This is a genomic window from Rhodococcus sp. LB1, from assembly GCF_001583455.1.
GTDB lineage: Bacteria > Actinomycetota > Actinomycetes > Mycobacteriales > Mycobacteriaceae > Rhodococcus_F > Rhodococcus_F opacus.
The window spans coordinates 86,974-112,914 of the sequence record NZ_LTCZ01000035.1 but is presented as its reverse complement, the minus strand read 5'-3'; the positions used below and the strand labels follow the sequence as shown (position 1 = coordinate 112,914).

The following is a 25,941-nucleotide window of genomic DNA, read 5'->3' as shown; positions in this document are numbered from 1 at the left end:
GATGAACGTATCCGCCGTCACGCACGACAGCCCGACGACCGCGACACCCACCGAGGTCGCGAAGACGCCGAAGAAGGCGGCGCTCGCGTCGTTCCTCGGCAGTGCGCTCGAGTACTACGACTTCTTCATCTACGGATCCGCCGCCGCCCTCGTCTTCGGGCACACGTTCTTCCCGGCCGGCAACGACGCGATCGGCACGGTCGCCGCGCTCGCGACGTTCGGCGTGGGCTACGTGGCCCGGCCCGTCGGCGGAATAGTGCTGGGACATTTCGGAGACAAGCTGGGCCGCAAGAAGATTCTGCTGCTGACCCTGCTCATCATGGGTCTGTCCAGTCTCGCGATCGGATTCCTGCCCACGTACGAGCAGATCGGCATCGCCGCCCCGATACTCCTCGTGCTGTGCCGCCTCGCGCAGGGGTTCTCCGCGGGCGGTGAGGCCGCCGGAGCCAGCACCCTCACGCTCGAGCACTCACCCGAGGGGCGGCGGGCGTTCTTCACCAGCTTCACGATGACCGGATATGCCGCCGGGATGGTCCTCGCGACCCTCGTCTTCATTCCCGTGGCCGCGCTGCCGAAAGATCAACTCGACAGCTGGGGTTGGCGAATTCCGTTCTGGTGCAGCGCGGTGATGCTCGTGGTGGCCTACTTCGTGCGCACCAAGCTCGACGAGACCCCGGTGTTCGAGGAGTCACGCGAGCACGCGGAAGTGCAGAAGCTGCCGGTCGTCACCGTCGTGACCACCCAGTGGCGGGACGTCTTGCGGATCGCGCTCTGCTCGCTGTTCGCGGTCGGGCAGACCGTGTTCACGGTCTTCGGGCTCGCCTACGCCACCGGACCCGACGTCGGCATCGACCGCACCACGATGCTGTGGGCGTCGTCCGTGTCGATCGCGGGCTCCATCGTCGCGATCCCGCTGCTCGCCAAGCTGTCGGACCGCGTCGGACGCCGCCCCGTCTGGATCACCGGCGCCCTCGGGTGCGCCGTGACGATCTTCGGGTACTTCTGGGCCATCTCCGTCGGCTCCATTCCACTGATCTTCCTCGCCGCGCTGCTCACGATGACGCTGTTCTACTCGATGGTGAACGGCCTGTGGCCGAGCTTCTTCACCGAGATGTTCGCGGCGCCCGTGCGCTACTCCGGTTTCGCGGTCGGTACGCAGATCGGCTTCCTCATCGCCGGTTTCGCCCCGGCGATCGGCTGGGCGCTGCTCGGTACCGGGGTGAACGCGTGGGTCCCCGTGGCGGTGTTCACTGCCCTCTGCATGCTGGTCTCGTCCGTCGCCGCCTTCACCGCCCGTGAGACGTACCGGGTGCCGCTGGCCGAACTCGGGCGTCCGTCGACCCCTCGGGAGTAGCCGGAGGACAATAGGGCGATGTCACGGACACCGACAGGAGAATCGGTCACTGCCCGAGTCGTGAGGGTCTTGTCCTCATTCGACGCGGACACACCGTCCCTGTCGGTGTCCGACATCGCGCGTCGGTCCGACCTCCCCGCCGCGACGGCGCACCGCATTGTCGGGGAACTCGTGAAGTACCGACTCCTCGAACGCAACGACACCCGCATCAGCATCGGCGTGCGGATGTGGGAACTGGGGTCCCGCGGCTCGCACACCCTGAGCCTGCGCGAAGCCGCGATGCCGTTCATGGAAGACGTGAACGCCGCGATCAAACAACACACCCAGCTGGGCATCCTCGACGGCAACGAGGTGCTGTTCGTCGAACGGCTCTCCACGCGCGGGTCCGTCGTCAACGTCACCAAGATCGCCGGGCGTCTGCCGGTGCATGCCTGCTCGTCCGGTCTGGTCCTGATGGCGAACGCCTCCCGCGACGTGCAGGACGAACTGCTGTCGCAGCCGCTCGAGCGCTACACCGACGCCACGGTCACCGATCCCGAGCAGATGCGACGTCTTCTCGCCGAGGTCCGGCACCAGCACTTCGCGGTAGCCGCAGGTCTGATCACACCCGGAGCGACGGGAGTCGCTGTGCCCGTGCGGGACACCGACGGCGGCAGGGTGATCGCCGCCCTGTCCGTCGTCATACCGCACGATCAGGCCAACTCGCAGTCGGTGGTCGCGGCGCTGACGACGGCGTCGCGCGGCATCACCCGGGCGATGACGCGCGGATCGCGGCACTGACAGAAACCCTTTCCATCCATTGGAGTCGCGCTGTGACTCGGGTCTCGGGTCGGTCAGAGTGGTTGTCACGAACACACCGTCACCGATCACGCATCGCGATCCGAAAGTCACTGCACACCAGAATGTTCGCCGATGCCTGATCGAGTGCCGACTCTCCAGGGAAGGTCCAAGCATGAGCTCGAAAACTGTCAAATGCGACCTGTTGGTCATCGGATCCGGGGCCGCAGGCATGGCCGCCGCACTCAAGGCGGCGAGCGAGGGGCACAGCGTCATCGTCGCCGAGAAGTCGCAGTGGCTCGGCGGCACCACCGCGATCTCAGGAGGCTGGGCGTGGGTGCCCGGCAACAAGCAGGGCGTCGCGCAGGGTGACACCCGTCAGGACATCGAAACCTACATCCGCGCACTTGCCAAGGACTGCTACAAGGCCGAGATGGTCGACACGTTCCTCGACGAGGTGCCCGAGGCCATCGACTGGCTCGAGCGCGACACCGACGTCGAATTCGTCTATCCGGAAATGGCTCCCGACTATCAGATGGACGCGCCGGGCGCGAAGCCGTCGGGACGCGCGATTTCGGGCAAGGTCGTCGACGCGCGCACCCTCGGCGAGAACCGGTTGCGGTTGCGCCCCTACCTCGACACCTACACCGTGTTCGGCTACATGCCGGAGGTCGGGCCCGACATCGCCCAGTTCCTCCACGCCAACCAGTCGTGGAAATCGTTCGCCTACGTGTCGAAGAAGCTTCTCAAGACCTGGGTCGAGACGGTCCTCTGCCGCCGATCGTTCGACCGGACCAACGGCAATTCGCTCATGGTGCGGATGGTGTCGTCCGCCGCGAAGCTCGGCATCCGGATGTGGACCGAGACGCCGGTGACGAAGATTGTGCAGTCGGAGAACGGGGTCGTCACCGGGGCGGTGCTCGGGGGAGTGCACGCGGGAACGGTCGAGGCGCGGCTCGGCGTTGTCATCGCAGCCGGCGGCTACTCCTCGGATCCGGCGCTGCGAGCCGAGTACTGGGGTCATGATCCGCACGGGGACAACCACTTCACTCCCACGGTCGGGCACGACGGCGACAATGTGCGCCTGGCCGCGCCGCTCGGCGGGCACGTCGACACCGACGTCCACGAGCCGGCCGCGTGGGCCCCGGTGACGGTGTTCACCGGTCTGCGCGGACAGCAGCGGATCTTCCCGCACCTGCGGGCGTTCGGGCTCCCCGGACTGATCGCGGTGAACCGCAAGGGTGAACGTTTCGCCAACGAGTCGAGTTCCTACCACGACTTCGGCATGGCGATGATTCAGGACAACGCCGGTCAGGACGAGACATTCGGTTACATCATCGCCGACTCGAAAGCCATGAACAAGTACGGCATCGGCTACGCCAAGCCGTGGCCGATCCCACAGGGCTATTTCAAGAAGACCGGATTTCTCCACAAGGCAGGCACGGTCGAGGAACTCGCCCTCGAGATCGGCGTCGACGCCGCCGGGCTGAAGAAGACCCTCGCCGAGTTCAACGCGGGAGCCGCCAAGGGCGAGGACCCGAAGTTCAATCGCGGATCCAACTGGTTCCACCACTTCAAGGGCGACATGGAGCACCAGCCCAACCCGAACCTCGAGCCGCTCGACAAGGGGCCGTACTACGCCGCGAAGATCGAGATGGGAGACCTCGGCGCCTATTCCGGCCTGGCCGTCGACCGGCACAGCCAGGTCCTCGACGACGACAACCAGCCGATCCCCGGCCTGTTCGCCGCCGGTTCCGCGGCCGTGAGCATCTTCGGCGGCGGCTACCCTGGCTACGGCGCCAACATCGGGCCCGCCCTCGTCTTCGGATACACCATCGGCCGGGACGCCGAGGTCCTCGCATCGCTGCGCAGCGAATCCGCCGCGGCGACCGTCCTGGAAGAGGTCTGACGTGCCGTTCTTCCTCGTCCGTTACGCATACACCGGCGACACGGCCGGCCGGGACGAGCACCGTCCCGAACACAAAAGCCACCTGCAGGCCGCCGCCGACCGCGGACTGATCCTCGGGTCCGGACCGTTCGCGGCAGGAGAAGACCCCGGCGCGGCCATGATCTACGAGGCCGCCGGCAAGCAGGACGTCGTCGACGTCGTCGAGGGCGACCCGTTCCGGACGCACGGGTTCGTCGCGTCGTACGACATCACCGAGTGGATTCCGATGATCGGCCCGTGGGCCGTCGCAGCAGTGGGAGGTAGGTCATGACGGGTCGAGTGGCAGGGAAGGTCGCCGTCGTCACGGGGGCGAACGGTGATCTGGGCGGCGCGACCGCGCGGATGCTCGCACGAGAGGGGGCGTTTGTTGCGGCCCTCGACCTCAAAGTGCCGGATGCGCCGTGGGATTCGGCGACGATCACGTCGTTCGCGGTCGACGTCACCGACGAGACCGGCGTCGCCGAGGCCGTCGCTGCAGTGGTGGATACCGTGGGTGTTCCCGACGTCCTGGTCAACTGCGCCGGCATCATCGGCAGGCCCGCGCCGTCGCACGAGGCGTCGGTCGCCGAGTTCGACCAGATCTTCGACGTCAACGTCAAGGGTGTCTGGTTGGCCACCAAGTACGTCGTGCCCCACATGATCGGTCGGAAGAAGGGCAGCATCGTGAACTTCTCGTCGATCCACGGGTTGACGGGAGGCTCCAACGTCCCGCTGTATCACGCGTCGAAAGGTGCTGTGCGACTGCTCAGCAAGGCGGACGCCGTCACCTACGGGCCGCACGGAATTCGCGTCAACTCGATCCACCCCGGGTCGATGCGGACGTCGATGAGTCAGCGGTCGGCCGAGGGCAGCGCGATCGGCCCGGAGGAGTACTACCGCCAGCTCGTCTCGGGCAACCCCCTCCCGCGGCAGGGGGAACCCGACGAGATCGCGTACGGGGTGCTCTACCTCGCCTCGGACGAGTCCGGCTTCACCACCGGCACCGAACTCGTCGTCGACGGTGGGTACACGGCGCACTGACCTTTCGTGTCGCCCAATGTCACACGCGTTCGGTCCGACTGCACCGGTGTGACATTGGGCGCGGACGTCAATCGAAGTGCCGCACCAGACGGCGATGCCGGTGCGCGAAGAACGCGCCCAGGACGCGGGCGAGCACCGGCGTCAGCGGCACCAGCGGCAGCCTCGGCTCGAACGTGATCCGGTCGTGGACGCCGGTGCTCCCGTCGTCGAATGGCCGCAGCGTGCGTTCGTGCTCCCACCGGCGCATGCTGAGCATTGTCGACTTCTCGTGGAACCGCCGACACGGTTCGAGTTCGGCGATGGTCAGATCGTCGTAGTCGAACGGGACGAGCCCGAACAGCCGCAGCCACGCTCGCCCGAGCGGTTCGCCGATCGGGACCGAGTCGATGGTGATCGATTCCCGACCCCGCGGGATGCTCATCGTCATCCACGGACGCATTTCATCGTTGATCCCCTCCGGGTCGACGACCCTCGCCCACACCTGCCCGATCGGTGCGCCGACGACCGAGCTGCGTTCGATGATCACCGTTCCATCTTCGTTCGACCTCGCATGGGTGTGCAATGGCTTCGCGTCTGCGCACCGAAGTCCCGTAGCGAGATCTGCTCTCGCGCGTACGTCACTGATGATCGCCCGAGTCTCCCCCGCGTTCGGCGACCTCGCGGATCTATGCCCTGTGATCGACGAGTCCAACCATTGCGCCAATGGGGCGTGGCACACCTCCAGTGTGATCTGTGATCTAATCTGGATGCCCTCGGAAATCGAAAGTTCACCGGGGTTCGACGACTGCGAAGGCCTACTTCGACAAGGACACACTCGATGACGACGACAAACGCTCTCGACGATGCCCCGCTGTCCGCATTCCACAAGCGGCTTGCGTTCTCCGCTTCGGGCGGTCCATTCCTCGACGGTTACGTGTTGTCGATCATCGGGGTCGCAATGGTGCATTTGTCCACCGAGTGGGGGTTGACCACCGCGGAGCAAGGCGTTGTCGGGATCTCGTCGATGTTGGGCATCTTCGTCGGGGGCATCCTAGGTGGCCGTATCTCCGACCTATTCGGTCGAAGAATCCCGTATACGGTGACCGTCGGCTCGATCGCTGCCCTTTCAGTACTCCAGGTCTTCGTGGACGAGTTCGTATTGCTGCTCGTACTTCGGGTTCTCATAGGTGTAGCCATCGGGGCCGACTATCCAATCGCAACGTCACTGTTGACCGAGTTCTCACCGAACAAGCATCGGGGGCCCATTCTCGGCTACTTCGTCGTCATGTGGTTCGTCGGTGCCGCCGCCGCGTACGTGTGCGGACAATTACTGACACAGCTCGGCGAAAACAGCTGGCGCTGGATGCTCGTGAGCGCCGCTGCTCCTGCCGTGCTCTTCTTGCTTGCACGAGCTGGGACACCGGAATCTCCTCGGTGGCTCACCAGCAACGGCCGGATCGACCGTGCGAACGACGCCTTGCGAAAAGCATTCGGGCCTGATGTCACTGTCGAGGACATTCCCGACGAGCGGGCAACAAACGTCGATCTTCGTGCCCTCCTACGGTCCGGCTACGGAGGCCGGTTGCTGTTCGTCACGGCATACTGGACCGCCTCGATCGTTCCTCTCTTCGCTGTCTATGCATTCGCTCCAGCCATCCTCGACGATCTTGGTTTCGGGAACGGCATGGAGCAGATAGGCTCCGCCGTCATCACTGTGACGTTCATGGTGGGATGCATCGTTGCTGCCTCCTTGGTCAACAAGATCGGACGTCGTCCACTCATGATCCACAGCTTCCTGTGGTCGGCGATCGCGCTGGTGATTCTCGGTCTGTTCCCGAACTCGTCGACAGTGACGGTCATGGCCCTGTTCCTTGCATACGCCATCTTCATCGGTGGGACTCAGATCATGCAGCAGGTCTATCCGAACGAGCTGTTTCCCACTGAAATTCGAAGCTCGGCCAACGGCCTCGCTACCTCGCTCAGCCGAATCGGAGCTGCGATCGGCACCTATTTGGTGCCAGTTTCGCTTACGTCGCTGGGAGTCGGTACGACCATGCTCCTCGGTGCCGCGATCACAGCTTTCGGTGCAGTGATCTCGGTCGTGTGGGCCCCCGAAACTCGGGGATTGTCGTTGTCCGAGAGTTCGGGACTGTCCGCCCCGGAACAGTCACACTCTGAACCCGTACCCGTCTGTGGCAGGGGTGAGCAGGGCTAATATGTGTTCCGTGGTCATATCCAAGCGCGCCGAGTCGACACTGCTGACCGATCAGGTCTACGCGACGATTCACGAGGCAATCATGAACGGCGAGTTGCCGACCGGCTCCCGTCTGCGCATACGCGATCTCGCCGACCAGGTCGGAACCAGCGTCATGCCGGTGCGCGAGGCAATCAGACGGCTGGAGGAAGCCGGACTGGCCGAACGCGTCCCGCACAGGGGCGCGGTCGTGAAGGGCCTGACACTCGCGGAGTTGGTGCATGTCTACGACGTACGCCTCCTCCTCGAGGTCGAGGCCGCGCGACTAGGCGCCGAGCGGATTTCCACCGCGGACTGCGACAGGATGCAGCACGAATACGACTCGATGCGGGCCGCGATCAGCGAAGGACGTGTCGTCGCCTACCTTGACCACGACGAGGCGTTGTTGTCGATTCTCTACACCGCTGCGGCGAATCCTGTGCTTCTGCAGACGATTCGAAACCTATGGAACCATTGCCGTGCCTACAAGATCGTGGGTGCGCAAGGAACCTTGAACTCCATTGTCGACGAGTCGTTGTGGCGGTATCAGCGGGACCTGATCGCTGCCGCCCGGAAGAATGACGGTAAGGCTGCTGCTGCGGTCAACGACTCCTCGCTGGTCGACGCGACGGACCGTATCAAAGCACTTCTGGCATCGGAAACCGTCGCCGAATAGCGGTGTACAGCAACAATTTTTCCTTGCGTTCATACGACCACGTGGGGTACGTGATGCGGCCGCACCACGTACCCCACGTCTCAGCCCGCGACTCTATTGCTTCACGCCGACGTTCAGGACGCTCCGCATGTAGTCGATGCTCTCCTTGGCAGCCTGCAATTCGAGTTCGCGTCCTTCTTCGATGGGCCGACCGTTCATCGGAAGCTCGATCTCGAAGATGATCGTGTCGAGAGCCTGGGGTGCATTCGCACGTAATTCTTGGATCAGCTTCACGCAATCGATGTCGCCCTGCCCGATCGCTGTGCCAATGGAATGAGTGCCATCGGCATCGACGACGATCTCGATGTCACAGAAATGACAGCAATAGGCATACGGCGCCATCTTCTTCACGCATTCTTCGATACCTTCCATCAGCACCAGCGAGTTCATGGTGTCGAGGCATGCGCCGATCAGAGGGTGGTGCAACTGCTCGACGACCCAAATGACCTCGTCGGCGAACAGATCGCAGTGATTCTCGAGCGCGATCTTCATTCCGCACTTCTCGATGAGTGGAATATTCTTCTGGAACTCACGTACGCGCTCCGCGAGCTGAACGACCACATCGGGATGCATGCAGGAACCGTAAATCGGTTTAGGACGCTCTATGTCCAAACTGAACTTCACCAGTTGCGCACCGATGGCATGCCCGATGTTCAATGCCGCTTCGACTGAAGCGTTCACACGTGGATCGCAGGGTGCGTTGATCGACACATTCAACTCGAGCTCGAGGTCGCGATTGCGTGCGGCCGCACTGACCTGGGCTAGGTGTTCGGCGCTGACGTCGTTGTCGAGATCGACCAATGTGATGTGCAGGACGTCCAATCCCCACTCCACCGCAAGGTCCATCATCTGATACAAGTCGATCTTCTTCTCGAATTCGTAATCCTGCTTGAACCCCCAACTCTCACCACAGCCGTTCAGGTGGAGCGTGTACGAGTGCATACCGAGCTTGAACTTCCGATCGTCGTTCTTGACGATGCCCATGGGAAATCTCCTTGTACGACCTGTTGAGGACCGGTTCGGCTTCTAGCTTCGCGACAGTGCGGTCTTCGAGGACGCGGCTGCTTTCGCATCGGCCTCAAAGGTCAGACCGGCGCTCTGAGCGAGAGTGAGCCCGCGGGTCTCAGGTGCCATGAAATGCGAGAGAGCTGCGCCGATGATGGTGATAGCTGCGGCGATCAGCATGGTGGGACCGATCCCCAGACCGGTGAGTGACAGTGGCACCAGGAACGTTCCGATTGCTGCTCCGATACGGCTGAGCGACGACGCCATACCGACAGCCGAACCACGAATCTCTGTGGGGAACAGCTCGTTCGGGTACACCCACTGCAGGATCTGACTGCCACCGATGACTACTGCATACACCGCGAACAGCGCCATGATGATCGTCGACGGTGCCTCGGGGAAGAATCCGAGGATCAGCAGCGCGAGTCCGGACCAGAGGAAGCTGTGAATGAGAAGTGGCCGCCTGCCCATCCGGTTCACTAGCAGCAGTGCAACGACGCAACCGACAAGGAACAAGATTGTGATGAACGCCGATCCGAAGTGCGCTGCGTCGCCCTCGAGCTTGAGTGCACCGAGAATGGCGGGGGCAAAGGCATAGACGGCAAACAGGGGGACGATCGAACATGTCCAGAACAAGGTGATGAAGGCCATCCGCTTGCCGTAACCCGATCGCAGCAGATCCTTGACGCTGACGTTCGATCCCTCTTCTTCGGGCAAGTCTGCGATGCTGACGTGTGGTCCGAAGACTTTTCGCAGGACCTCGTTCGCTTCGTCGATTCTTCCTTTGCTGATGAGCCAGCGGGGGGATTCCGGTGTGCCGACTCGGGCGACGACAATCAAAATCGCCGGTATCGCTGCACTGGCGAGCATCCAGCGCCATGCATCGTCGTTTCCGATTCGCGCCAGGATTTCACCAGCGACGTAAGCAGCTGCCGCGCCGACGAACCACATCGCAACGAATGCGCCGAGGAACGGGCCGCGATATTTACGTGGCGTGAACTCGGTGAGTAGCGAAGTCGCGATTGGATAATCCGCGCCCACAGCCATACCGATCAACAGTCGCAGGATGATCAACCAGACGACGTCCTGAACGAAGAACTGGGCCACCGAGAACACGATGATGGCGATCAGGTCGATCGTGAACAAAATCTCTCGACCGAACTTGTCTGTCAACCATCCGCCGGCATAGGCACCGAGCAAGATCCCGACCAGCGATGATGCGCCCACCAGGCCCTGTTCGATCGATGACAGACTCAGTTGATCGGCGAACTGCACCATCGCAACGCCGATGATGGACAGCACGTAACCATCAAGGAACGGCCCTCCCGAGGAGAACACCGCGAGCTTCTTGTGGAAGCTGGACAACGGTGCGTCGTCCAACGGATTGGTTGTCATATCGATCTCCTAGGTGACAGAGGTATAGACGTCGGTGGGATGCGAGGAATCCCGGGGCTCACGAAGTGGTGAATGTGGCCTCGGGAGGCGTCAGACCAAGTGGTACCGGCGATGCGGAGGGAGGCGAGACTTCGGGTGTCGAACGGGAGCTGCTCCCTCCGAAGCCGCTGCCGTGCGGGTGTGCTGAGTCTTGATGTGATGTGCGTCTCGTAGATCAGACTAGGATGTGATCACAGATCGCACAACCCCTGGTTGGAATATTTACATCAGAGATACATTCGATGGGCCGCGCAGAACCTGCACCTTGACTACCACCTCGGATTCGTGCCGACAGGCACCGCAGCGAGGATCCGTGCTGAAGTTCGATGCCGGGTTGAACATCGCAGGTCACCCTGTCCGAGATTCGAGAGTGCTGCGCCGACAATTACATTCATATCCCGATGGAGTAGCGACGCTGCCGTCTTCACTCCGGCGCCGTTCCATGCGATGTGAGCGCGTCATGTCCGGGATGCGTCGGATTTGAGGTCCTTTGGTGGCGACGGTGTACGCCACCCCGAGAGTTCTGGATCGAAGGCACCACAGAGCGATTCCGCGGATACAACTACTTCGGTGAGCACCCCGAACTCATGCTCGAGTTTGTACCTGTGCCGACGGCAGAAACTCCGATTACGTGTTCTCCCACGCTCACTATATGGCGGTGAGTGGGGCTTGCGGCAAGGCCCCTGACGTGCTGCACAATCGTCTGACAAGAACAATGGATGGGGTTGTTGTGACGAAACCTTTCGAAGTGCACGAGTCGGGTGCGCTCCTTCACGGCACCAAGGCGGACCTTTCAGTGGGTGATGTGCTGGTGCCCGGGTACCTGTCGAATTACGGGGTAGGGCGCCTCGCGAACCACGTTTATGTGACGCAGACATTGGATGCCGCAGTGTGGGGAGCTGAGTTGGCTACAGGCGAGGGCAGAGGTCGCATCTACGTAGTGGAGCCGGAAGGCGTATTGGAGGACGACCCCAACGTCACGGACAAGAAATTTCCCGGAAATCCGACCCGCTCCTACCGCACACGGGAGCCCGTGAGAATTGTCGGCGAGATCACGGATTGGGTGGGGCATTCGCCCGAACAGCTTCAAGCCATGCGGGACGGTCTGGCGGACCTCGAGCGCCGGGGACTTGCCGTTATCTACGACTAGATCCCGGACGCGCCGATCGAGTGGGCGGGCGTTTGGCGTTGGTCTCCTGTGAGCGCCAGGTGATGATGATTAAGCGTCCCTGTCTGGGGTAAACACGGCTTACGCACCGCCGCCGGGAACGGTTCCATGATGTATTTCGCCGCCCACCGACGCCGAGGTGCGGGGTGACAACTCGGCAACTGCGGGTGAGGGCGATGAAAACCAGAGGTCATGTGGTGGTGGCGGTCGGGGCCGGCTTTCTACTGAGGGGCTGGACCGCGAAGCTCGCGAGTTCCCCGGAGGTCGCCAAGCTGACCGAGTCTATTCGGGGAGAGCTGATGACCGCCGCGAAAGCCGCGGCGGTCACCGCGACCAGTTCGCGCATCGATTCGCTGAACAACCGGCTCCAGTCGAGCGCCGGACACCTCGTGGGTGGCGTGGCCGAGGAGGCCGGCACCAGGCGGAGGTCGGGCGAGAACCACGACCTCCACGTTGTCGAGGCGGAAAAGAGCGAGGAAGAACCTGCGGGTGACGAGTCCACAGAGGACGAAGGAGACGAGCAGCCCGAGGCGACGGGCGAGAACGACGAAGGCGAAGAGACCGAGCAGCCCGAGGAGGAGGAACGGCCGAGGCGCCGTCCCCGCACTCCACGACCCCGGGGCGGCGGCACGGCCAAGGAAGTCCGGGAATGGGCAGTCCAGCAGGGCTACGAGATCTCCTCGCGCGGCCGGATACCCGCGGACATCGAGCAGGCTTTCCGCGACGCCCACTGACGACCGAGCGGCGGCCGACGATCGGCGCACGGGCGTGGTGACGTCGGCAGAGCGAAGAACGCCCTGCCGGCAAGCTCTCCGAAGCCTCGAGACCGTGAAGCGTGCGTGTGCAGCGGGCTGTGACGGACGCCGGCATGTGTTCGAGTCCGAGATGAAGGACCGCCCGCTTCGGAATACCACTGGATCGCCCGCTGTTGAACTGGCTGACGGTGGCGCGCATACCCCGGGTACCACACCAGAAAAGTCGCTGCGAGCGACCACTTGCCGAGAGGCGATATGGCGTCACTGTCACTGTCACCCCTTGACCGGGTAAGACCTACATTGCGTAGCGTTCCCGCAAGGGATGAGGAGCCGCTGACGCCGGGGAAGGCGTCGGCGGCTTTCCTCTGACTTCTCCCGGTGCCGAAGCAACGCAGGACAGGTGCCGGAGCAACGCCCGGAAGCGGTGACCCGCGGCGTCTGTTCGCCGGGGGTCACCGCCCGCTCGCGGAACGAGGATTGTCAGCTGGGAACTTCTTCGTTCAGCGCCGTGTGGCGTGCCCTGGCGTCGGGAGCGATCGGCTGTGCACTAGGCCCGTTCGGGGTGCGCGTCGTGCTGTCATCCGACCACCATCTGCGTGACCGGTAGGCGAGCAAGGTCACGCCGAGAGCGCCGAGGCTCAGGATGATCTGCGATCGTGTGGAGTCGACGAAGAACATCGACACGAGTACCGCGATGATGCCGGCCGCGGCCACGACTGACAGGTAGGGGAACAGCCACATCGTGAAGCGGAGTTTCCCGGCGTGCTCCCGTCCCATTCCCGATCGGTCTGGTGCTCGGCAGATTCCTCGGACTGTTCCCCACCTTCTGACGCCGCCTCGCGGAGGAGTCATCGGACCGTCGACGATGACGACGTCTGCCGGTGGCGTCTTCCCGGCCCGGGGTGCCGGAGATCGTCAGGCGTCCCTCCGGCAGGATGGGTTTGTGCGCCCACCAGCGGCGGCGTCCGCCTTCACCGACCCGGGCCTGACGTCGTCACCGTACCGACCTCGGACTCCGTGGTACCACCCCAGATCCCGAACGGCTCGCGCACCGTCTGCGCGTGCGTACGGCATTGCTCGAGCACCGGACAGGTCTGGCAGATCCGGGTGGCGAAGCTTTCCCGGTACCGCCAGGCCTCCTGCGTTTCACCTTCGGGGGAGAGAACAGATCCGTTCCCATGCTTGAGGCCCTCGCGTTGCTTGACGCTCAGGTCGGACTTCTAGTCCACGCGAGTACGGACGGCTCTCAACAACTGACTGAAAATGATCTGCAGTACAAGCAGAATCGTCGCAAGTTTCTCCGCCTCATGGCCACGCTGAAGCTGAAAGACCCGATTCCATACGAGAACCTCGGCGTGTGGAACGGGCTGTGGAAGAGGCTGCCGACCTGGGCAACGCCGACGTCAGTTAATGATCTAGTCGCGGACTGGGCTGTACCCGCGGCCGTTGCCCAACAGTAGAACTGCTCTCGAGAGCATCAAGAACTCCGTCGCGCTCGTGGTACCGGAAACGGAAGCCGTTGCCACGTGGCGGGACGTCGACACTCGCGTGGCCGAGCTTGGTCGCGCACTCGCGCGAGCCGAGAGCACCGACGACCTTCAAGATGTGGGCCGCAGCAGGAGTCGAGAGATACTGCGAGAGATACTGATCGCGTGTCCCTCGTCGGATGAACAGCTCATTCGCCTCGTCATAACCCACGTGGAATGGGCGTGTGAGCTGCGAGCAGGCCTGAGCCTGACCGAGTTCAGCGCACTGACACTACCGACCGATTCAGGGGTGTGGTCGGTGCATTCGTCGATGGGCCGGGGTGCACGCTCTTGCCATCGTCGCGAGACTGATTCTTGCCACCGCGTAGTGACCAGTTCGACTGATCAGCAGAAGAGAACGGCATCACGACTACCCCGAGGTTGAATCCGCCGAGATCCTCTGCATCATCTAGGTTATGCCTTGACAATCACTTGCAGGAACCACCCAGCTTTCTCGCAGGGAGTGAGCAGTTTGCGCCTATAACATTCGTGCCATGCGACCCACAGTTCATTCGTGCCATGCGGCCCACAGTTCATTCATATACCGAGCAACCGTTGGCAACCGTGGCCGTACTGCTCTGGCGTCCTTGGTGTTGGTTGGGGGTCTCGTGCTCGGCGGATGCGCGAACGACACAGCGAAATCGAGTGACACGAGATCGAATACGACTGCATCGTCCGAAATGACGAACGCGTCTGACGCGATCGATTCCACGACAAGCGCGGATTCGACGACAACAGTCGAGACCATTGCTGCTACCGCTGATGCCGCCGAGGCATTCCTGCAGACACTGTCGGAGGAGCAACGCGAGCAGGTCACCTACTCCTACGATGACGAAACGAAATCGACGTCGTGGTCTAACTTCCCGGTGACCATCGTGGACCGCGCCGGGCTGAACCTCACCGACCTGAGCGAGGAGCAACACACTGCCGCGCTCACGGTCCTGGAAGGACTGCTGAGTGACGAAGCCTATGCGACGGTGACCGGCATCATGGGCGGTGACGAATTTCTACGAGAAAACGCGAGCGACACAGAACAAATCGCGCTCGGCCAGTACTACATTGCTTTCTTCGGAGACCCGTCGCACACGAGCGCGTGGGAGGTGCAATTCGGTGGGCACCACCTCGGTATCAACGCCACTCTGAGCGGTGCCGAGGACACCATCACCTTCGCGCCGACGCACTTGGGCGCCCAGCCCGCGGTGTACGCCGATGCCGGCGGAAACGAGGTGCAACCGTTCGACGGCATCTACACGGCCGCATTTGCCTTCTACGACAGCCTGACCGAGGAACAGCGAAGCCAGCTGTATCAGGGTGAGGCCGTCGAAGACCTCGTGTGTGCTCCCGGTAGCACCTGCGATTTCCCCACAGGAACAGGCATAGCCGGCTCCGATCTGAATGACGAGCAGAAACAGTGCCTACTGGCCTTGATTTCGAAGTGGGCCGGCATGTCGGACGCGGAGACGACGGCCGAGACTCTCGACAAGATCGAATCGTCGTTGGACGAGACATACGTGAACTGGTCCGGTGCGACGGCATACGACATGACGCAGGGAAGTGGCATCTACTTCCAGATCTCAGGTCCGGACGTGTATATCGAGTTCGCCAACCAGCAGTCATCGACCGGAACCGACGTCGCAGGCTATGTCACGGCGGGCTGGGGACACATCCACACGATCTACCGTGACCCGACGAACGACTACGCGGGCAGCGTCGAACAGCAGGCAGCTGCGCAGATGGGTGGAGGCACCGGCGGGCCTGCCGGGCGAGGTGGCATGGCGCCGCCGAGCTGAGCCGCTCAACGAGCGCAAAGGCAGCCTCGCCATCGTGAGGCTGGACAACACTGGAAAAGGAACTCTCTATGACCGGATCACGCAGCGACCGCGAAGGTTCGCATGTCCACGGACACCGTCACCACGAGCCCGGTTCGCCTGGATTCGTTTCGCGTCGCCGGTTCATGACTCAGGCGTTCGCATTGGCGGGGGGCGCCGCGTTCTCCACGATGCTCGCCGCGTGCGGATCGGACGCGTCGTCGGATCTATCGATGGCCAGTGCGTCTGCCGCGTCCCCGGGTGCGCCGGGCGGTGGGCCCGGAGGTGGCGGCGGCCAGGGCATCAAGGACTCATTCGTGGGCGTGACCACGGACGGCACCGTGATCACGGACCTCTACAGCATCCACCAGACTGGCGTGTCCACGGGGGAAGTCGTGGCCGCGGCCGAGGCATGGCTTGCCTCCCTCACGGACGCGCAGCGTACGTCAATCACCTTCCCCGTGGGGGTGTCCGACTACACCCAGGACCAGTGGCGCCTGTGGACCAACGTGGACGGGAGCCGGGACGCAGGCATAAGCCTGCAGGACATGACGGAGGACCAGCGCACCAAGGCGCTGTCGGTCCTGGCGGCGGGCATGAGTGCGCGCGGGCTCGAGAATGCCGACAAGGTACGGCATCTCAACCTGTACGGAGGGCAGCTGGCCAACATGACCGACAAGTTCAACGACGAACTGTACTGGCTCACCATTATGGGAACCCCGTCAGGCACGGAGCCGTGGGGCTGGCAGTTCGAAGGTCATCACCTGGTGATCAACTACTTCGTCCTCGGCGACCAGGTTGTCATGACCCCGACCTTCATGGGGTCCGAGCCCACCGTCGCCAACTTCGAGATCGGCAGCAAGTACGAAGGCACGGAGAGCTTCCAGGACGAGCTCGCGGCCGGATACGACCTCGTGCGCTCGCTGAGCCCGGACCAGCAGTCGGTGGCGATCACCACGAGCGCCACCAGCGACAGGGACCTGACGGCCGGTGCGTACTCGGACAACGCGGTCATGGCCTACGAGGGCATCAAGGCCAGCGAACTCGATTCCGCACAACTGGCGAAGCTGTGGACGATCGTCGAGCTGTTTGTCGGAAACGTCAACGAGGGTCACGCCGAGGTCAAGATGGTCGAGGCCAGGGCGCACGTCGACGAGACCCACTTCTCCTGGCACGGCAGCACCGCCGACGACGTACCGATGTACTACCGCGTCCACAGCCCAGTTCTCCTCATCGAGCTCGACTCCCAGGACCTCGGGCCCATCGGAAAAGCGATGGGGTGGCCTGCCGGGATGACTCAGCGTCACATCCACGCCATCATCCGTACCCCCAACGGCAATGACTACGGGAAGGACCTCCTCGCATTGCACCTGGCCTTCGACCACTGACGAGGAGTGGGCCACCGTCGTATGGTCGTAGCTCTTTGCCCATCGACGATGCGGACCGCGGCGGGGGCCGAATCCGACGCGGCGACGGCTTCACCGAGGGCATCGGGCAGTCGCCCGGTATCTCAGTGATCGGCCGGGACTCGGAGTGGACAGCCACCCAAGCCCTGTCACTGACGGTGGACAACCTCACCGCCAACCCCTCGATCAACGGATTGTTCAGTCACAACGACGAGATGGTCCGCGGCATCGTCTCCGGGCAGCCAGGCCACATTCCGCTCATCGGCATCGACGGCACACCGCTCGCGCTACAGCGCATCCGCGACGGGTCACAGGACGCAGCGATGGATCAGGACCCCTACATCATGGGAGCGCTGGCGTTGCGCACGCTCATCGAGATTCTCGACGGCAAGCAGGTGCCGAAGCAGCAGCTCGCAGAGCCGAAGCTCATCACACGGGCGAACGTCGACGACCCTAACCTCTGGGGCAACAAGTTCCAGCCGTGAACGGAGGAATCATCACCGGAAACGCACGCACCACCGCCCGCCGTCGGCATCGGCTTCGGAGGCCTGTTCTCCACACAAGCACTGCGCCGCAGAGACGTCGAAGTCACACCCTCACCTGCGGGGGAGAAGATCAGATCGGTTCCCATGCTCCGGCACGTGGCGTTCATCTGCCAATCCCACAGATCGGTCGAGGGCGCGTAGAGGTGTGTGGTCAGAGCGGTGGACTTCATGACTACTCCGATCTTGTCCAGATGGTGTGAGCGGCAGCGATATCGACGGCGGGGCCCCGCCCCCTCAGGTGGACGATGCCGGGTACGACTGTGGCGCCCGCCCCACTCGGAGAACAGGGCGGGCGCCACGTTTCGCACGACGGTCGAGGCCGGGCAGGACGAACCTCAGGATGAACTATCGACCGTGGTTGTGCATGACGTGCTTGGTGCGCGAGTAGTCGTCGAGTGCATAGATCGACAGGTCGCGTCCGTAGCCGGATCCCTTGAAGCCACCCCACGGAACTTCGTTGGCCAGCACGAGGTGGGAGTTGACCCACACCGTTCCGGCGTCGATCCGCGCGGCAACTTCGTGGCTGCGGCGGGCGTTCTCGGTCCAGATCGATGCCGAGAGGCCGAACGGAACGTCGTTCGCGCGGCGGATCGCCTCGTCCTCGTCGGTGAACGTCTCGACGGTGACCACCGGCCCGAAGATTTCTTCGCGAGCGCATTCGGCGCCGTCGGGTACTCCGACGAGCACGGTCGGTGCGACGAAGTACCCGGGCCCGTCCAGTGCAGCTCCACCGATTGCCGCTGTAATTCCCTGCTGCGCAGCACGTTCCAGATATGCGGTGACCCGCTCGAAGTGCGCCTTCGAGACCAGGGGCCCGATTTCCACGGTGTCGCCTGCTCCTGGCTCGCCGACCACGAACGTGCTCACCTGTTCGACCAGCTTCCGGGTGAACTCCTCGGCGACCGACTCGTGCACGAGAATCCGGCATGCTGCGCCACATTCCTGGCCCGAGTTCCAGTAGCTCGCCGCACGCAATGACACCGCGGCGTCGTCGAGATCGGCATCGGCGAAGATCACCACGGGTGCTTTGCCGCCCAGTTCGAGATGGACGCGCTTGAGCGTGTCTGCGGCCCCGCGCGCGACGGCTTTGCCGCTGCCGACGGATCCGGTCAGGGCGATCATGTCGATGTCGGGATGCTCGGCCAGCCGCGCTCCCACGGTCGGTCCGAGTCCGGACACCACATTGAACACGCCCGCCGGAAGCAGGTCGCCGACGAGTTCGGCGAATTTCAGTGTCGTCAGGGGGGTCTGTTCGGACGGCTTGATGACCACCGTGTTTCCGGCTGCGAGGATCGGGGCGATCTTCCACGCCGCCATCAGCAGTGGATAGTTCCACGGGGTAACGACGCCGACGACACCGAGCGGTTCACGCAGGATGACCGACAGGTGGTTCTCGGCGTAGTCTCCGGCGGCCATCGAAGTGGTCGCACGCAGCGCGCCCGCCATGAACCGGAAGGTGTCCACGGTACCGGCGACGTCGTCGTTCGAGACTTCGAAAGGTTTTCCGGTGTTGGCAGATTCGAGGCGCGCCAGCACCTCGGCGTTCTGCTCGATTCGGTCCGCGATGCGGTGAAGCAGTAGCGAGCGGTCCTTGGGAACAATTCTGGCCCAGTCGTTCTTGGCTGCGACCGCGGCTGCGACCGCTCGGTCGACATCGGCCGCGGTCCCCTGGGGTACCGCGGCGATGACCTGTTCGGTACTCGGGTCGACGACGTCAGTGCGGGGACCGGAGTTGTCGACGGCGTCGAACGCTCCTGCGATGTAGTGCTGCGTCGGCGGCAGGTAGTCCCGGACGTTCAAGGAACCTCCAGGTGCTCGGCTGACGGCGACATGTCCGGTGAGGGTCGTGTTGGGCATCTGGATGAACCTCCAAAATCGACTTGAGATGTTGCGAGCCGGCGCGAGAAGCACCGGCCCGCAACGGGGTTGCGCTGGGTGATCAGCTATCGCGTGACGGACGGGTGCGGCAAACGACTCAGCGAGAGACGCTGTGTCCGGTGACGGTGTTCGATTCCCAGAACTCGGCTCCTTCGATGCCGAGCGATGTGGGATCGAACGTGGGGTCGAGTCCACGCTTCTTCTGTTGTTCGTAATCGCGGTAGACCCGGTAGACGAGCGGAAAGAGCAGTACCAGGCACATCAGGTTGACCCAGGCGATGAGCCCGAGCCCGATATCGCCGATCGCCCAGACCAGTCCTGCGTTCACGACGGAGCCTACGAACACGATCGCGAGCGTGCCGACTTTGAGGACCAGCTTGGATACCGGCCCCTTCCGCCCGTTCAACAGGAACAACAGGTTCGAGTTGGCTACGTAGTAGTACACGATGAGGCAGGTGAAGCCGAACAGGAACACGGCTACTGCGATGAACGCTGCGCCCCACCCGGGCACCAACGTGTCGATGGCCTTCTGGACCCAGTTCGGACCGGCCTCCACGCCCGGAATGTTCTGGACGAGGTAGCCGCCCGAACCATCGGAGACGTTGTACTGCCCGGACACCACCATCATCAGCCCTGTTGCCATGCAGATCAGCAGCACGTCGATGTAGATGCTGAACGTCTGGACGAGACCCTGCTTGCCGGGATGAGACGTCCGCGCCGCCGCCGCGGCGAACGTCGCCTCACCGATTCCGTTCGCCGATGCGAAGACTGCCCGGCGCACGCCCCATGCAACTGCGGCGCCTGCGATGCCGCCCAGCACAGGGTCGATACCGAACGCCGAGTTCACGATGAGCGTGATCGCTTCCGGCACGTTCTCGATGTTCGCGGCGATCACCGCCAGCGCCAATGTGAGGTACCCGATTGCGAGAATCGGTACAAGAGTCTGTGTGACCTTGACGATTCGAGTGGTGCCTCCGAAGATCACCAGAGCGATCAGCACGGTGATGAGCACTGCCCGAATCCAGGTCGGTGTTCCGAATGCCAGCTCCGCGCTCGAGGCAATGGTGCTGACCTGGAATCCGGGGAACATGAAGCCGTAGCCGACCAGCCCGAGGAACGCGACGAGGCCTGCGACCTTGGGAAGCTTCAGTCCGTACTTGATGTAGTACGGCATGCCGCCGATGTCCTCGTTGGCCTTCTTCCGGTCCTCGTCCTCGACCTGACGTTTGAACACCTGCGCGAGGGTTGCCTCGGCATACCCGACGGTGCAACCGACCAGTCCCGTCACGGCCATCCACAGCAGGGCACCCGGTCCGCCACCGCCGACTGCTGTTGCGACACCGGCGATGCTCCCGACACCCACACGGCTGGCGAGCGCGAGTACAAGCGCCTGGAAGGAGGACAGTCCTCCCTCGCCTTCGCTGGATTCCTTCAGCTGTCGGATCATGTCCGGGATGCGTCGGAACTGAATGCCTCTGGTTGCGACGGTGTACGCCACTCCGAGGCCGAGGACCACGTAGGCCATCGGTCCCCAGATGGCGTCCGCCACGGTCGTGAGCATCTCGGCCCAGTCCAGGCTTGCCATGATTTACCCTGTCCGCCCTGCGAGGGTCTTCAGTGCCTGTCCGATCTTCTCGACCTGAGCTGCGGGAAGTTCTGCAGTGGGCCGGCGGGGCGCTCCTACCGGTTCTCCCCGCAGCGCGAGACCTGCCTTGACGGCGGAGATGAAGGGAACGGAGATCATCGCGTCGATCACCGGGTACAGGTTCTTCCATGTGGCGAGGGCGCCGTGCAGGTCGCCCTCGGCGATGAGCCGGTTCACTGCGACGATCTCGTCCGGAACGACATTGGCGGCACCGGCCATGACTCCGGCGGCGCCCTCGACGAGAGCACTGTAGATGTACGAGTCCCAGCCGATGAAGGTGCCGATCACGTCGCTGTGGTGGTGGATCAGCTGCAGTGCCTGTTCCCAGTTCGCGCTCGAGTCCTTGATGTACCGAATGTTGTCGACCTCTTCGGCCAGCGAGCGAACAGTGCCGGGGTCGAGGTTCACACCCGTGACCGCGGGGATGTTGTACAGCATGACCGGCAACTCCACGGCGGAAGCGACATCCTTGATGTACGCCACCGTCTCGTCGGTCGAGAGCGGCTCGTAGAACGGTGTGATCAGCATGAGCACGTCGGCGCCCGACTTTTCGGCGGCGCGGGAGAGCCGGATGGCCTCGGCGGTCGTCGTGGCACCGGTCTGGGCGATGACGGGGACCCGGCCGTCGGCGTGTTCGATGACCGTGTCGACGAGCCGGAGGCGTTCGTCCGACGACAGTGCCCCGACCTCACCGGTCGATCCTGCGGCGACGACTCCGTCGACGCCGGCCTTGATCGAGCGGTCCACCACAGTCTCGAGCTTGGAGATGTCGATGAGCTCGTCGGCGTCGAACGGGGTGGTCAAGGCGGTGAGGACACCGCTGAGTTGCGTGGACATCGAAATTAACTCCTAGATCGTTGACGAGTGTTCTGGTGTGGGACGGTGTCAGGCGCTGACGGGGTGCACGGTGAGCTCGCCGGGTTGACGGGTCTGCCGGTGGGTGGCGAGCACACTGGCCGCTTCTTGGGCGGCGGAGAACCCGGAGGTGATCGACGTTTCGGTGTAGAGGGTGCCGAGGTAGTCGCCGGCCAGGAAGACTCGGCCGGCACCGCGCGTCAATGTGGGCTGAAGCTTGGCGCGACCGGGGAAGCTGTAGGGCGACGCGTTCTTCCACCGTGCGGCCTTGGCTTCGACGACGGTGTCGGAGAACCCGGGCCCGAGGATCTGCTCGAGGTCGGCGAGGTGAGTGTTCACCACTTCGTCGTCGCTCTTGTCGAGCAGTGCGCTACCCAGTGCTGCAGGCGAGAACGTCATGAAGCTGCCGCCGGGCTGCCGGACGGACTCGGTGCCGCGGACGATACTTGCCTGGTTGAGCGCGATGGCGAACGAACGCTTGGGGGCGGCGATGGCGTAGATGTCGTCCCACGGTTGCGCCGTCGTTTCGTCGGTGAGAAACGCCGAGCTGACGTGGGGGCCGTACTTGATCTGCGAGAGCGCGTCGCGCAGCTCCTGCGGCAGGTCGACTCCGACCCGGTGGGACACGTCCGCGGTCGTGGCCAGAACGACCGTTCGCGCCTCGACTTCGTGGTCGCGTCCGTCCTGGCGGTAGCGAACGATCACCGAATCCTTCTTGTGCACGACCTCCTGAACCGCGGCACCCAGCTGAACGCGGTCGCCCAGCGAGGCGGCGAGGGCTTCGGTGAGTGTGGACGGCCCGCCGACGATGCCGCGGCTGAGGCCCTGCCCGAAGCCGAGCACCAGGCTGAAGTATCCGATGCCCGCGCCCGCCGAGATCTGGTCCATGTTTCCAGCGGACCGGGTGACGGTGGTCCTGAACAGCGCAGCCGCGTCCTCCGGCAAGTCCCCGACGAAGTCGAGGAAGGATTCGTCGTTCGCGAAGTCGTAGATCCGCTGCTGGCGCATCGCTCCGGACTCACCGGCGCGCTTGCGCACCACTCCGGTGTACTTTCCGACGCCTGCAACGACCTTCATACCGGCGCGCATGGTTGCCACGCGAGCCGAGAGCGACATCGGGATCCGGAACGGATATGTGGCGATGTGCCCCTTGCGGAGGAATTTCCCGTTCATCGCGAGGGCCTGCAGCGACCCTGGGATGTCGACCGACATCACTCCGGCCTCGTTGAGCAGGGCTTCTGTGGACGATCCGGGACCGGCGAACACGTGGCCGCCCCAGTTCAGCCAATACGACCCGCGACGTTCGGAACGGATACGTCCGCCGACGCGCTCCTCGGACTCCAGGACAAGTGTGTCCCAGTGACGCAACCGCCAGCCTGCTGACAGACCGGCGAGGCCGGCACCGACTACAACTACATCTCGCACTTCGATATCTCCTTCACTGGGGGCCATGTCTCTCGCCGGGGGTTGGTGGCGTGTTCGTGGCAAGTTGTGAATCGGGACGCGCGCACCTGCAGTGCAGTGGTTGCGTGCGATACACGCAGTCCGGACGCGTCGTTCTCCGGGATAAAACAGTGATGCCGGTCATACCCGCTCCATTGAGGATAAAGTGTGATCACAGATCACACAAGCCGATGATGTGATCGGCGGCGCATCGTGCGCGAAGGCCCGACAGGGCTACGTCGAGATCAGGGCGAAGGGCGAGGGCCATATGACTGCGATGGAACCGGTTACTCGTGAGGGCGAACGAGCTGCGATCCGTGCGATTCAGCGTCAGGGAGAGTCCTGCTCAGGCCCCGCTAGGATCGCCCAGGTGACCGTTCCGCAGAAAGTCGAGCCGACTCTCCTGACGGATCAGGTGTACTCGATGATCCATCAATCGATCATGAACGGCGATATGCCTGCCGGGACGAGACTGCGCATCCGCGACCTCGCGGCCCAGGTCGGGACGAGTGTCATGCCGGTTCGAGAAGCCATCCGCCGGCTCGAGGAGGCAGGTCTCGCGGAGCGGGTCCCGCACCGGGGTGCCGTCGTGAAGGGACTGAGCTTCGCAGAGTTGGTCCATGTCTACGACGTCCGACTGTTGTTGGAGGTCGAGGCTGCCCGGCTCGGTGCCACTCGAATCACCCGTGCCGACGCCGAGCACATGAAGACCGAATTAGAGGCGATGAGGGTCGCGATCGTCGAGGGCCGTGTCGTCGAATTGTTGGATCACGACGAGGAGCTCCTGTCGATTCTCTATCGTGCGAGCGATAACCCGGTGCTCGTCACCATGATTCGCAATCTGTGGCACCACTGCAGGGCATACAAGATCGTCGGTGCCCGGGGCACGCTGGACTCGGGGGACGTCGAGTCGTTGTTGGTCTTTCAGGAGCGTCTCGTCGAGGCTGCGCTTCGAGGCGACGACGTCGCAGCTGCGAGCGTCAATCACGATTCGCTCGTCAACGCGACGGGTCGAATCCGGGCTCTCCTCGAAGCGCAACACCGGGAGCAGGCGTAGATGTTACGACCGGGACGCTCGTGCGGGCGATACCGGTGAGCCGGCGATCCCGAGAGAGGCGCTCTCGGTCAACGAGAGTCCTCGGGTTTCCGGTGCCCAGAAGTGGGACAGGACCGCTCCGAGCAACGTGATCACCGCTGCGATGAGCATCGTCGCGCCGATGCCGAGGCCGCTGAGGGACAGTGGTACGAGGAAAGTTCCGACAGCTGCACCGATGCGGCTGAGAGATGAGGCCATGCCTACTGCGGTGCCACGGATCTCGGTGGGGAAGAGCTCGTTCGGGTACACCCACTGCAGGATCTGCGTCCCGCCGATCAGTACGGCGTAGGCAGCGAAGAAGACCATGATGATCGAGGTGGGGGCCTCGGGGAACACTCCCATCAGCAGCAGTGCCAGACCGGCCCACAGGAAGCTGTGAATGAGGAGGGGGCGGCGTCCCATGCGGTTGACGAGGAACAGGGCGATGATGCATCCGACCAGGAACAGGATCGTGATGACGGCGGAACCGATATGTGCCGCATCTTCTTCCAGCTCGAGGGCGCTGAGAATGGCCGGCGCAAACGCGTAGACGGCAAACAAGGGGACGATCGAGCAGGTCCAGAACAGGGTGATGAACGCCATCCGCTTTCCGTATCCGGACCGGACGAGTTCCTTGACGCTGACGCTGTTCTCGTCCTCCGCGGGGAGGTCGGCGACGGAGACGTCGGGTCCGAACACCTTACGCAGCACCTTGTTGGCTTCGTCGATCCTGCCCTTGCCTACCAACCAACGCGGTGACTCGGGAGTGCCGACGCGGGCTACGACGATCAGAACTGCAGGCACCGTGGCGCCGGCGAGCATCCAGCGCCAGGCGTTGTCGTTTCCTGTTTCGGCAAGAATCTGACCCACTACGTACGCCGCGGCAGCGCCGACGAACCACATGGCGACGAACGCGCCGAGGAACGGACCGCGGTACTTGCGAGGGGTGAACTCGGTCAGCAGCGACGTGGCGATCGGGTAGTCCGCGCCGACGGCAATGCCGATGAGAAGGCGAAGGACGATCAGCCAGATCACGTCCTGGACGAAGAACTGTGCGACGGAAAACGCGGCGATCGCGATCAAGTCGACCGTGAACAAGACTTCTCGCCCGAAACGATCGGTCAACCAACCGCCGGCGAACGCACCGAGGAGAATGCCGATCAGCGACGATGCGCCGACCAGTCCCTGCTCCACGGATGACAGGCCCCACTGATCCGCGATCTGGATCATCGCGACACCGATGATGGACAGGACGAATCCGTCCAGGAACGGCCCTCCCGACGAGAACACGGCGAGCTTCTTGTGAAACCTGGACAGTGGCGCGTCGTCCAGCGGATTGGTGACCATATCGAGCTCCTCGTTGACGTCTTCA

Annotated in this window: 24 protein-coding genes; 14 read left to right on the top strand and 10 right to left on the bottom strand. The window is 63.4% G+C overall.

Annotated elements, in window-relative coordinates:
- The first annotated feature begins 1 nt into the window (after position 1).
- The 5 genes from AZG88_RS07200 to AZG88_RS07180 all read left to right on the top strand — a co-directional run bounded on the left by AZG88_RS07200 (position 2) and on the right by AZG88_RS07180 (position 5,099).
- Positions 2-1,354, top strand: coding sequence for an MFS transporter (locus AZG88_RS07200; RefSeq protein ID WP_061697328.1), 1,353 nt, complete (start codon positions 2-4; stop codon positions 1,352-1,354).
- Positions 1,355-1,372: 18 nt separating this feature from the next.
- On the top strand, positions 1,373-2,134 hold the full coding sequence (locus AZG88_RS07195) for an IclR family transcriptional regulator (protein ID WP_061697327.1): 762 nt from the start codon (positions 1,373-1,375) through the stop codon (positions 2,132-2,134).
- Positions 2,135-2,306: 172 nt separating this feature from the next.
- Positions 2,307-4,040, top strand: a complete 1,734-nt coding sequence (locus AZG88_RS07190; RefSeq protein WP_061697326.1) for an FAD-dependent oxidoreductase — start codon at positions 2,307-2,309, stop codon at positions 4,038-4,040.
- A 1-nt stretch (position 4,041) separates the two neighbouring features.
- On the top strand, positions 4,042-4,350 hold the full coding sequence (locus AZG88_RS07185) for a YciI family protein (protein ID WP_061697325.1): 309 nt from the start codon (positions 4,042-4,044) through the stop codon (positions 4,348-4,350).
- Positions 4,347-5,099 (top strand): SDR family NAD(P)-dependent oxidoreductase, encoded by a 753-nt coding sequence (locus tag AZG88_RS07180; RefSeq protein ID WP_061697324.1) that lies wholly within the window; start codon positions 4,347-4,349, stop codon positions 5,097-5,099. Before AZG88_RS07185 ends, AZG88_RS07180 begins: the two co-directional genes overlap by 4 nt.
- Positions 5,100-5,166: 67 nt before the next feature.
- Here AZG88_RS07180 and AZG88_RS07175 read toward each other — a convergent pair whose 3' ends face one another.
- Positions 5,167-5,625 (bottom strand): hypothetical protein, encoded by a 459-nt coding sequence (locus AZG88_RS07175; protein ID WP_025433389.1) that lies wholly within the window; start codon positions 5,623-5,625, stop codon positions 5,167-5,169.
- Between the two features lie 291 nt (positions 5,626-5,916).
- Here AZG88_RS07175 and AZG88_RS07170 point away from each other — a divergent pair, with 291 nt between their 5' ends.
- A complete protein-coding gene (locus tag AZG88_RS07170) occupies positions 5,917-7,293 on the top strand; it encodes an MFS transporter (RefSeq protein WP_061697323.1) in 1,377 nt (458 codons plus the stop codon).
- Position 7,294: 1 nt separating this feature from the next.
- Positions 7,295-7,987 carry a GntR family transcriptional regulator gene (locus AZG88_RS07165; RefSeq protein ID WP_179443217.1) on the top strand — a complete coding sequence of 231 codons (693 nt, stop codon included), beginning with the start codon at positions 7,295-7,297 and terminating at the stop codon, positions 7,985-7,987.
- 93 nt (positions 7,988-8,080) lie between these two features.
- Here AZG88_RS07165 and AZG88_RS07160 read toward each other — a convergent pair whose 3' ends face one another.
- The gene (locus AZG88_RS07160) at positions 8,081-9,010 is read right to left on the bottom strand and encodes a sugar phosphate isomerase/epimerase family protein (RefSeq protein WP_061697322.1); all 930 of its coding nucleotides are present in this window, start codon (positions 9,008-9,010) and stop codon (positions 8,081-8,083) included.
- A 42-nt stretch (positions 9,011-9,052) separates the two neighbouring features.
- The gene (locus tag AZG88_RS07155; protein WP_061697321.1) at positions 9,053-10,426 is read right to left on the bottom strand and encodes an MFS transporter; all 1,374 of its coding nucleotides are present in this window, start codon (positions 10,424-10,426) and stop codon (positions 9,053-9,055) included.
- 754 nt (positions 10,427-11,180) lie between these two features.
- On the opposite strand from AZG88_RS07155, the gene arr reads away from it, so the two are divergent.
- Entirely contained in the window at positions 11,181-11,615 is a 435-nt protein-coding gene (gene arr / locus AZG88_RS07150; RefSeq protein ID WP_061697320.1) for an NAD(+)--rifampin ADP-ribosyltransferase, read from the top strand.
- 194 nt (positions 11,616-11,809) lie between these two features.
- Positions 11,810-12,367 carry an Lsr2 family DNA-binding protein gene (locus AZG88_RS07145; protein WP_061697351.1) on the top strand — a complete coding sequence of 186 codons (558 nt, stop codon included), beginning with the start codon at positions 11,810-11,812 and terminating at the stop codon, positions 12,365-12,367.
- Between the two features lie 501 nt (positions 12,368-12,868).
- On the opposite strand, the gene AZG88_RS53395 is transcribed toward AZG88_RS07145, so the two are convergent.
- Together AZG88_RS53395 and AZG88_RS55485 are read right to left on the bottom strand one after the other, a co-directional pair.
- Positions 12,869-13,165 carry a hypothetical protein gene (locus AZG88_RS53395; RefSeq protein WP_050983324.1) on the bottom strand — a complete coding sequence of 99 codons (297 nt, stop codon included), beginning with the start codon at positions 13,163-13,165 and terminating at the stop codon, positions 12,869-12,871.
- 194 nt (positions 13,166-13,359) lie between these two features.
- Positions 13,360-13,473 (bottom strand): WhiB family transcriptional regulator, encoded by a 114-nt coding sequence (locus AZG88_RS55485; protein ID WP_442971706.1) that lies wholly within the window; start codon positions 13,471-13,473, stop codon positions 13,360-13,362.
- Here AZG88_RS55485 and AZG88_RS55480 point away from each other — a divergent pair.
- The 4 genes from AZG88_RS55480 to AZG88_RS07120 all read left to right on the top strand — a co-directional run bounded on the left by AZG88_RS55480 (position 13,450) and on the right by AZG88_RS07120 (position 17,613).
- A complete protein-coding gene (locus AZG88_RS55480) occupies positions 13,450-13,848 on the top strand; it encodes a hypothetical protein (RefSeq protein ID WP_442971707.1) in 399 nt (132 codons plus the stop codon). The genes AZG88_RS55485 and AZG88_RS55480 overlap by 24 nt on opposite strands.
- Before the next feature lie 746 nt (positions 13,849-14,594).
- The gene (locus AZG88_RS07130) at positions 14,595-15,704 is read left to right on the top strand and encodes a DUF3500 domain-containing protein (protein ID WP_231913854.1); all 1,110 of its coding nucleotides are present in this window, start codon (positions 14,595-14,597) and stop codon (positions 15,702-15,704) included.
- Positions 15,705-15,772: 68 nt separating this feature from the next.
- Positions 15,773-17,110 (top strand): DUF3500 domain-containing protein, encoded by a 1,338-nt coding sequence (locus AZG88_RS07125; RefSeq protein ID WP_061697319.1) that lies wholly within the window; start codon positions 15,773-15,775, stop codon positions 17,108-17,110.
- 35 nt (positions 17,111-17,145) lie between these two features.
- The gene (locus AZG88_RS07120) at positions 17,146-17,613 is read left to right on the top strand and encodes a sugar ABC transporter substrate-binding protein (protein WP_025433382.1); all 468 of its coding nucleotides are present in this window, start codon (positions 17,146-17,148) and stop codon (positions 17,611-17,613) included.
- Between the two features lie 405 nt (positions 17,614-18,018).
- Here AZG88_RS07120 and AZG88_RS07115 read toward each other — a convergent pair whose 3' ends face one another.
- The 4 genes from AZG88_RS07115 to AZG88_RS07100 form a co-directional block, all read right to left on the bottom strand.
- Complete coding sequence (locus AZG88_RS07115; protein WP_082833251.1) at positions 18,019-19,530, bottom strand: aminobutyraldehyde dehydrogenase; 1,512 nt, start codon at positions 19,528-19,530, stop codon at positions 18,019-18,021.
- A gap of 118 nt (positions 19,531-19,648) precedes the next feature.
- On the bottom strand, positions 19,649-21,136 hold the full coding sequence (locus AZG88_RS07110) for an alanine/glycine:cation symporter family protein (RefSeq protein ID WP_061697318.1): 1,488 nt from the start codon (positions 21,134-21,136) through the stop codon (positions 19,649-19,651).
- Between the two features lie 3 nt (positions 21,137-21,139).
- Positions 21,140-22,033, bottom strand: coding sequence for a 4-hydroxy-tetrahydrodipicolinate synthase (dapA, locus tag AZG88_RS07105; RefSeq protein ID WP_061697317.1), 894 nt, complete (start codon positions 22,031-22,033; stop codon positions 21,140-21,142).
- Between the two features lie 48 nt (positions 22,034-22,081).
- Positions 22,082-23,476 (bottom strand): protoporphyrinogen/coproporphyrinogen oxidase, encoded by a 1,395-nt coding sequence (locus AZG88_RS07100; RefSeq protein WP_061697316.1) that lies wholly within the window; start codon positions 23,474-23,476, stop codon positions 22,082-22,084.
- Between the two features lie 388 nt (positions 23,477-23,864).
- On the opposite strand from AZG88_RS07100, the gene AZG88_RS07095 reads away from it, so the two are divergent.
- Positions 23,865-24,551, top strand: a complete 687-nt coding sequence (locus AZG88_RS07095; RefSeq protein ID WP_025433379.1) for a GntR family transcriptional regulator — start codon at positions 23,865-23,867, stop codon at positions 24,549-24,551.
- 3 nt (positions 24,552-24,554) lie between these two features.
- On the opposite strand, the gene AZG88_RS07090 is transcribed toward AZG88_RS07095, so the two are convergent.
- Entirely contained in the window at positions 24,555-25,916 is a 1,362-nt protein-coding gene (locus AZG88_RS07090; protein ID WP_061697315.1) for an MFS transporter, read from the bottom strand.
- Between the last annotated feature and the right edge of the window lie 25 nt (positions 25,917-25,941).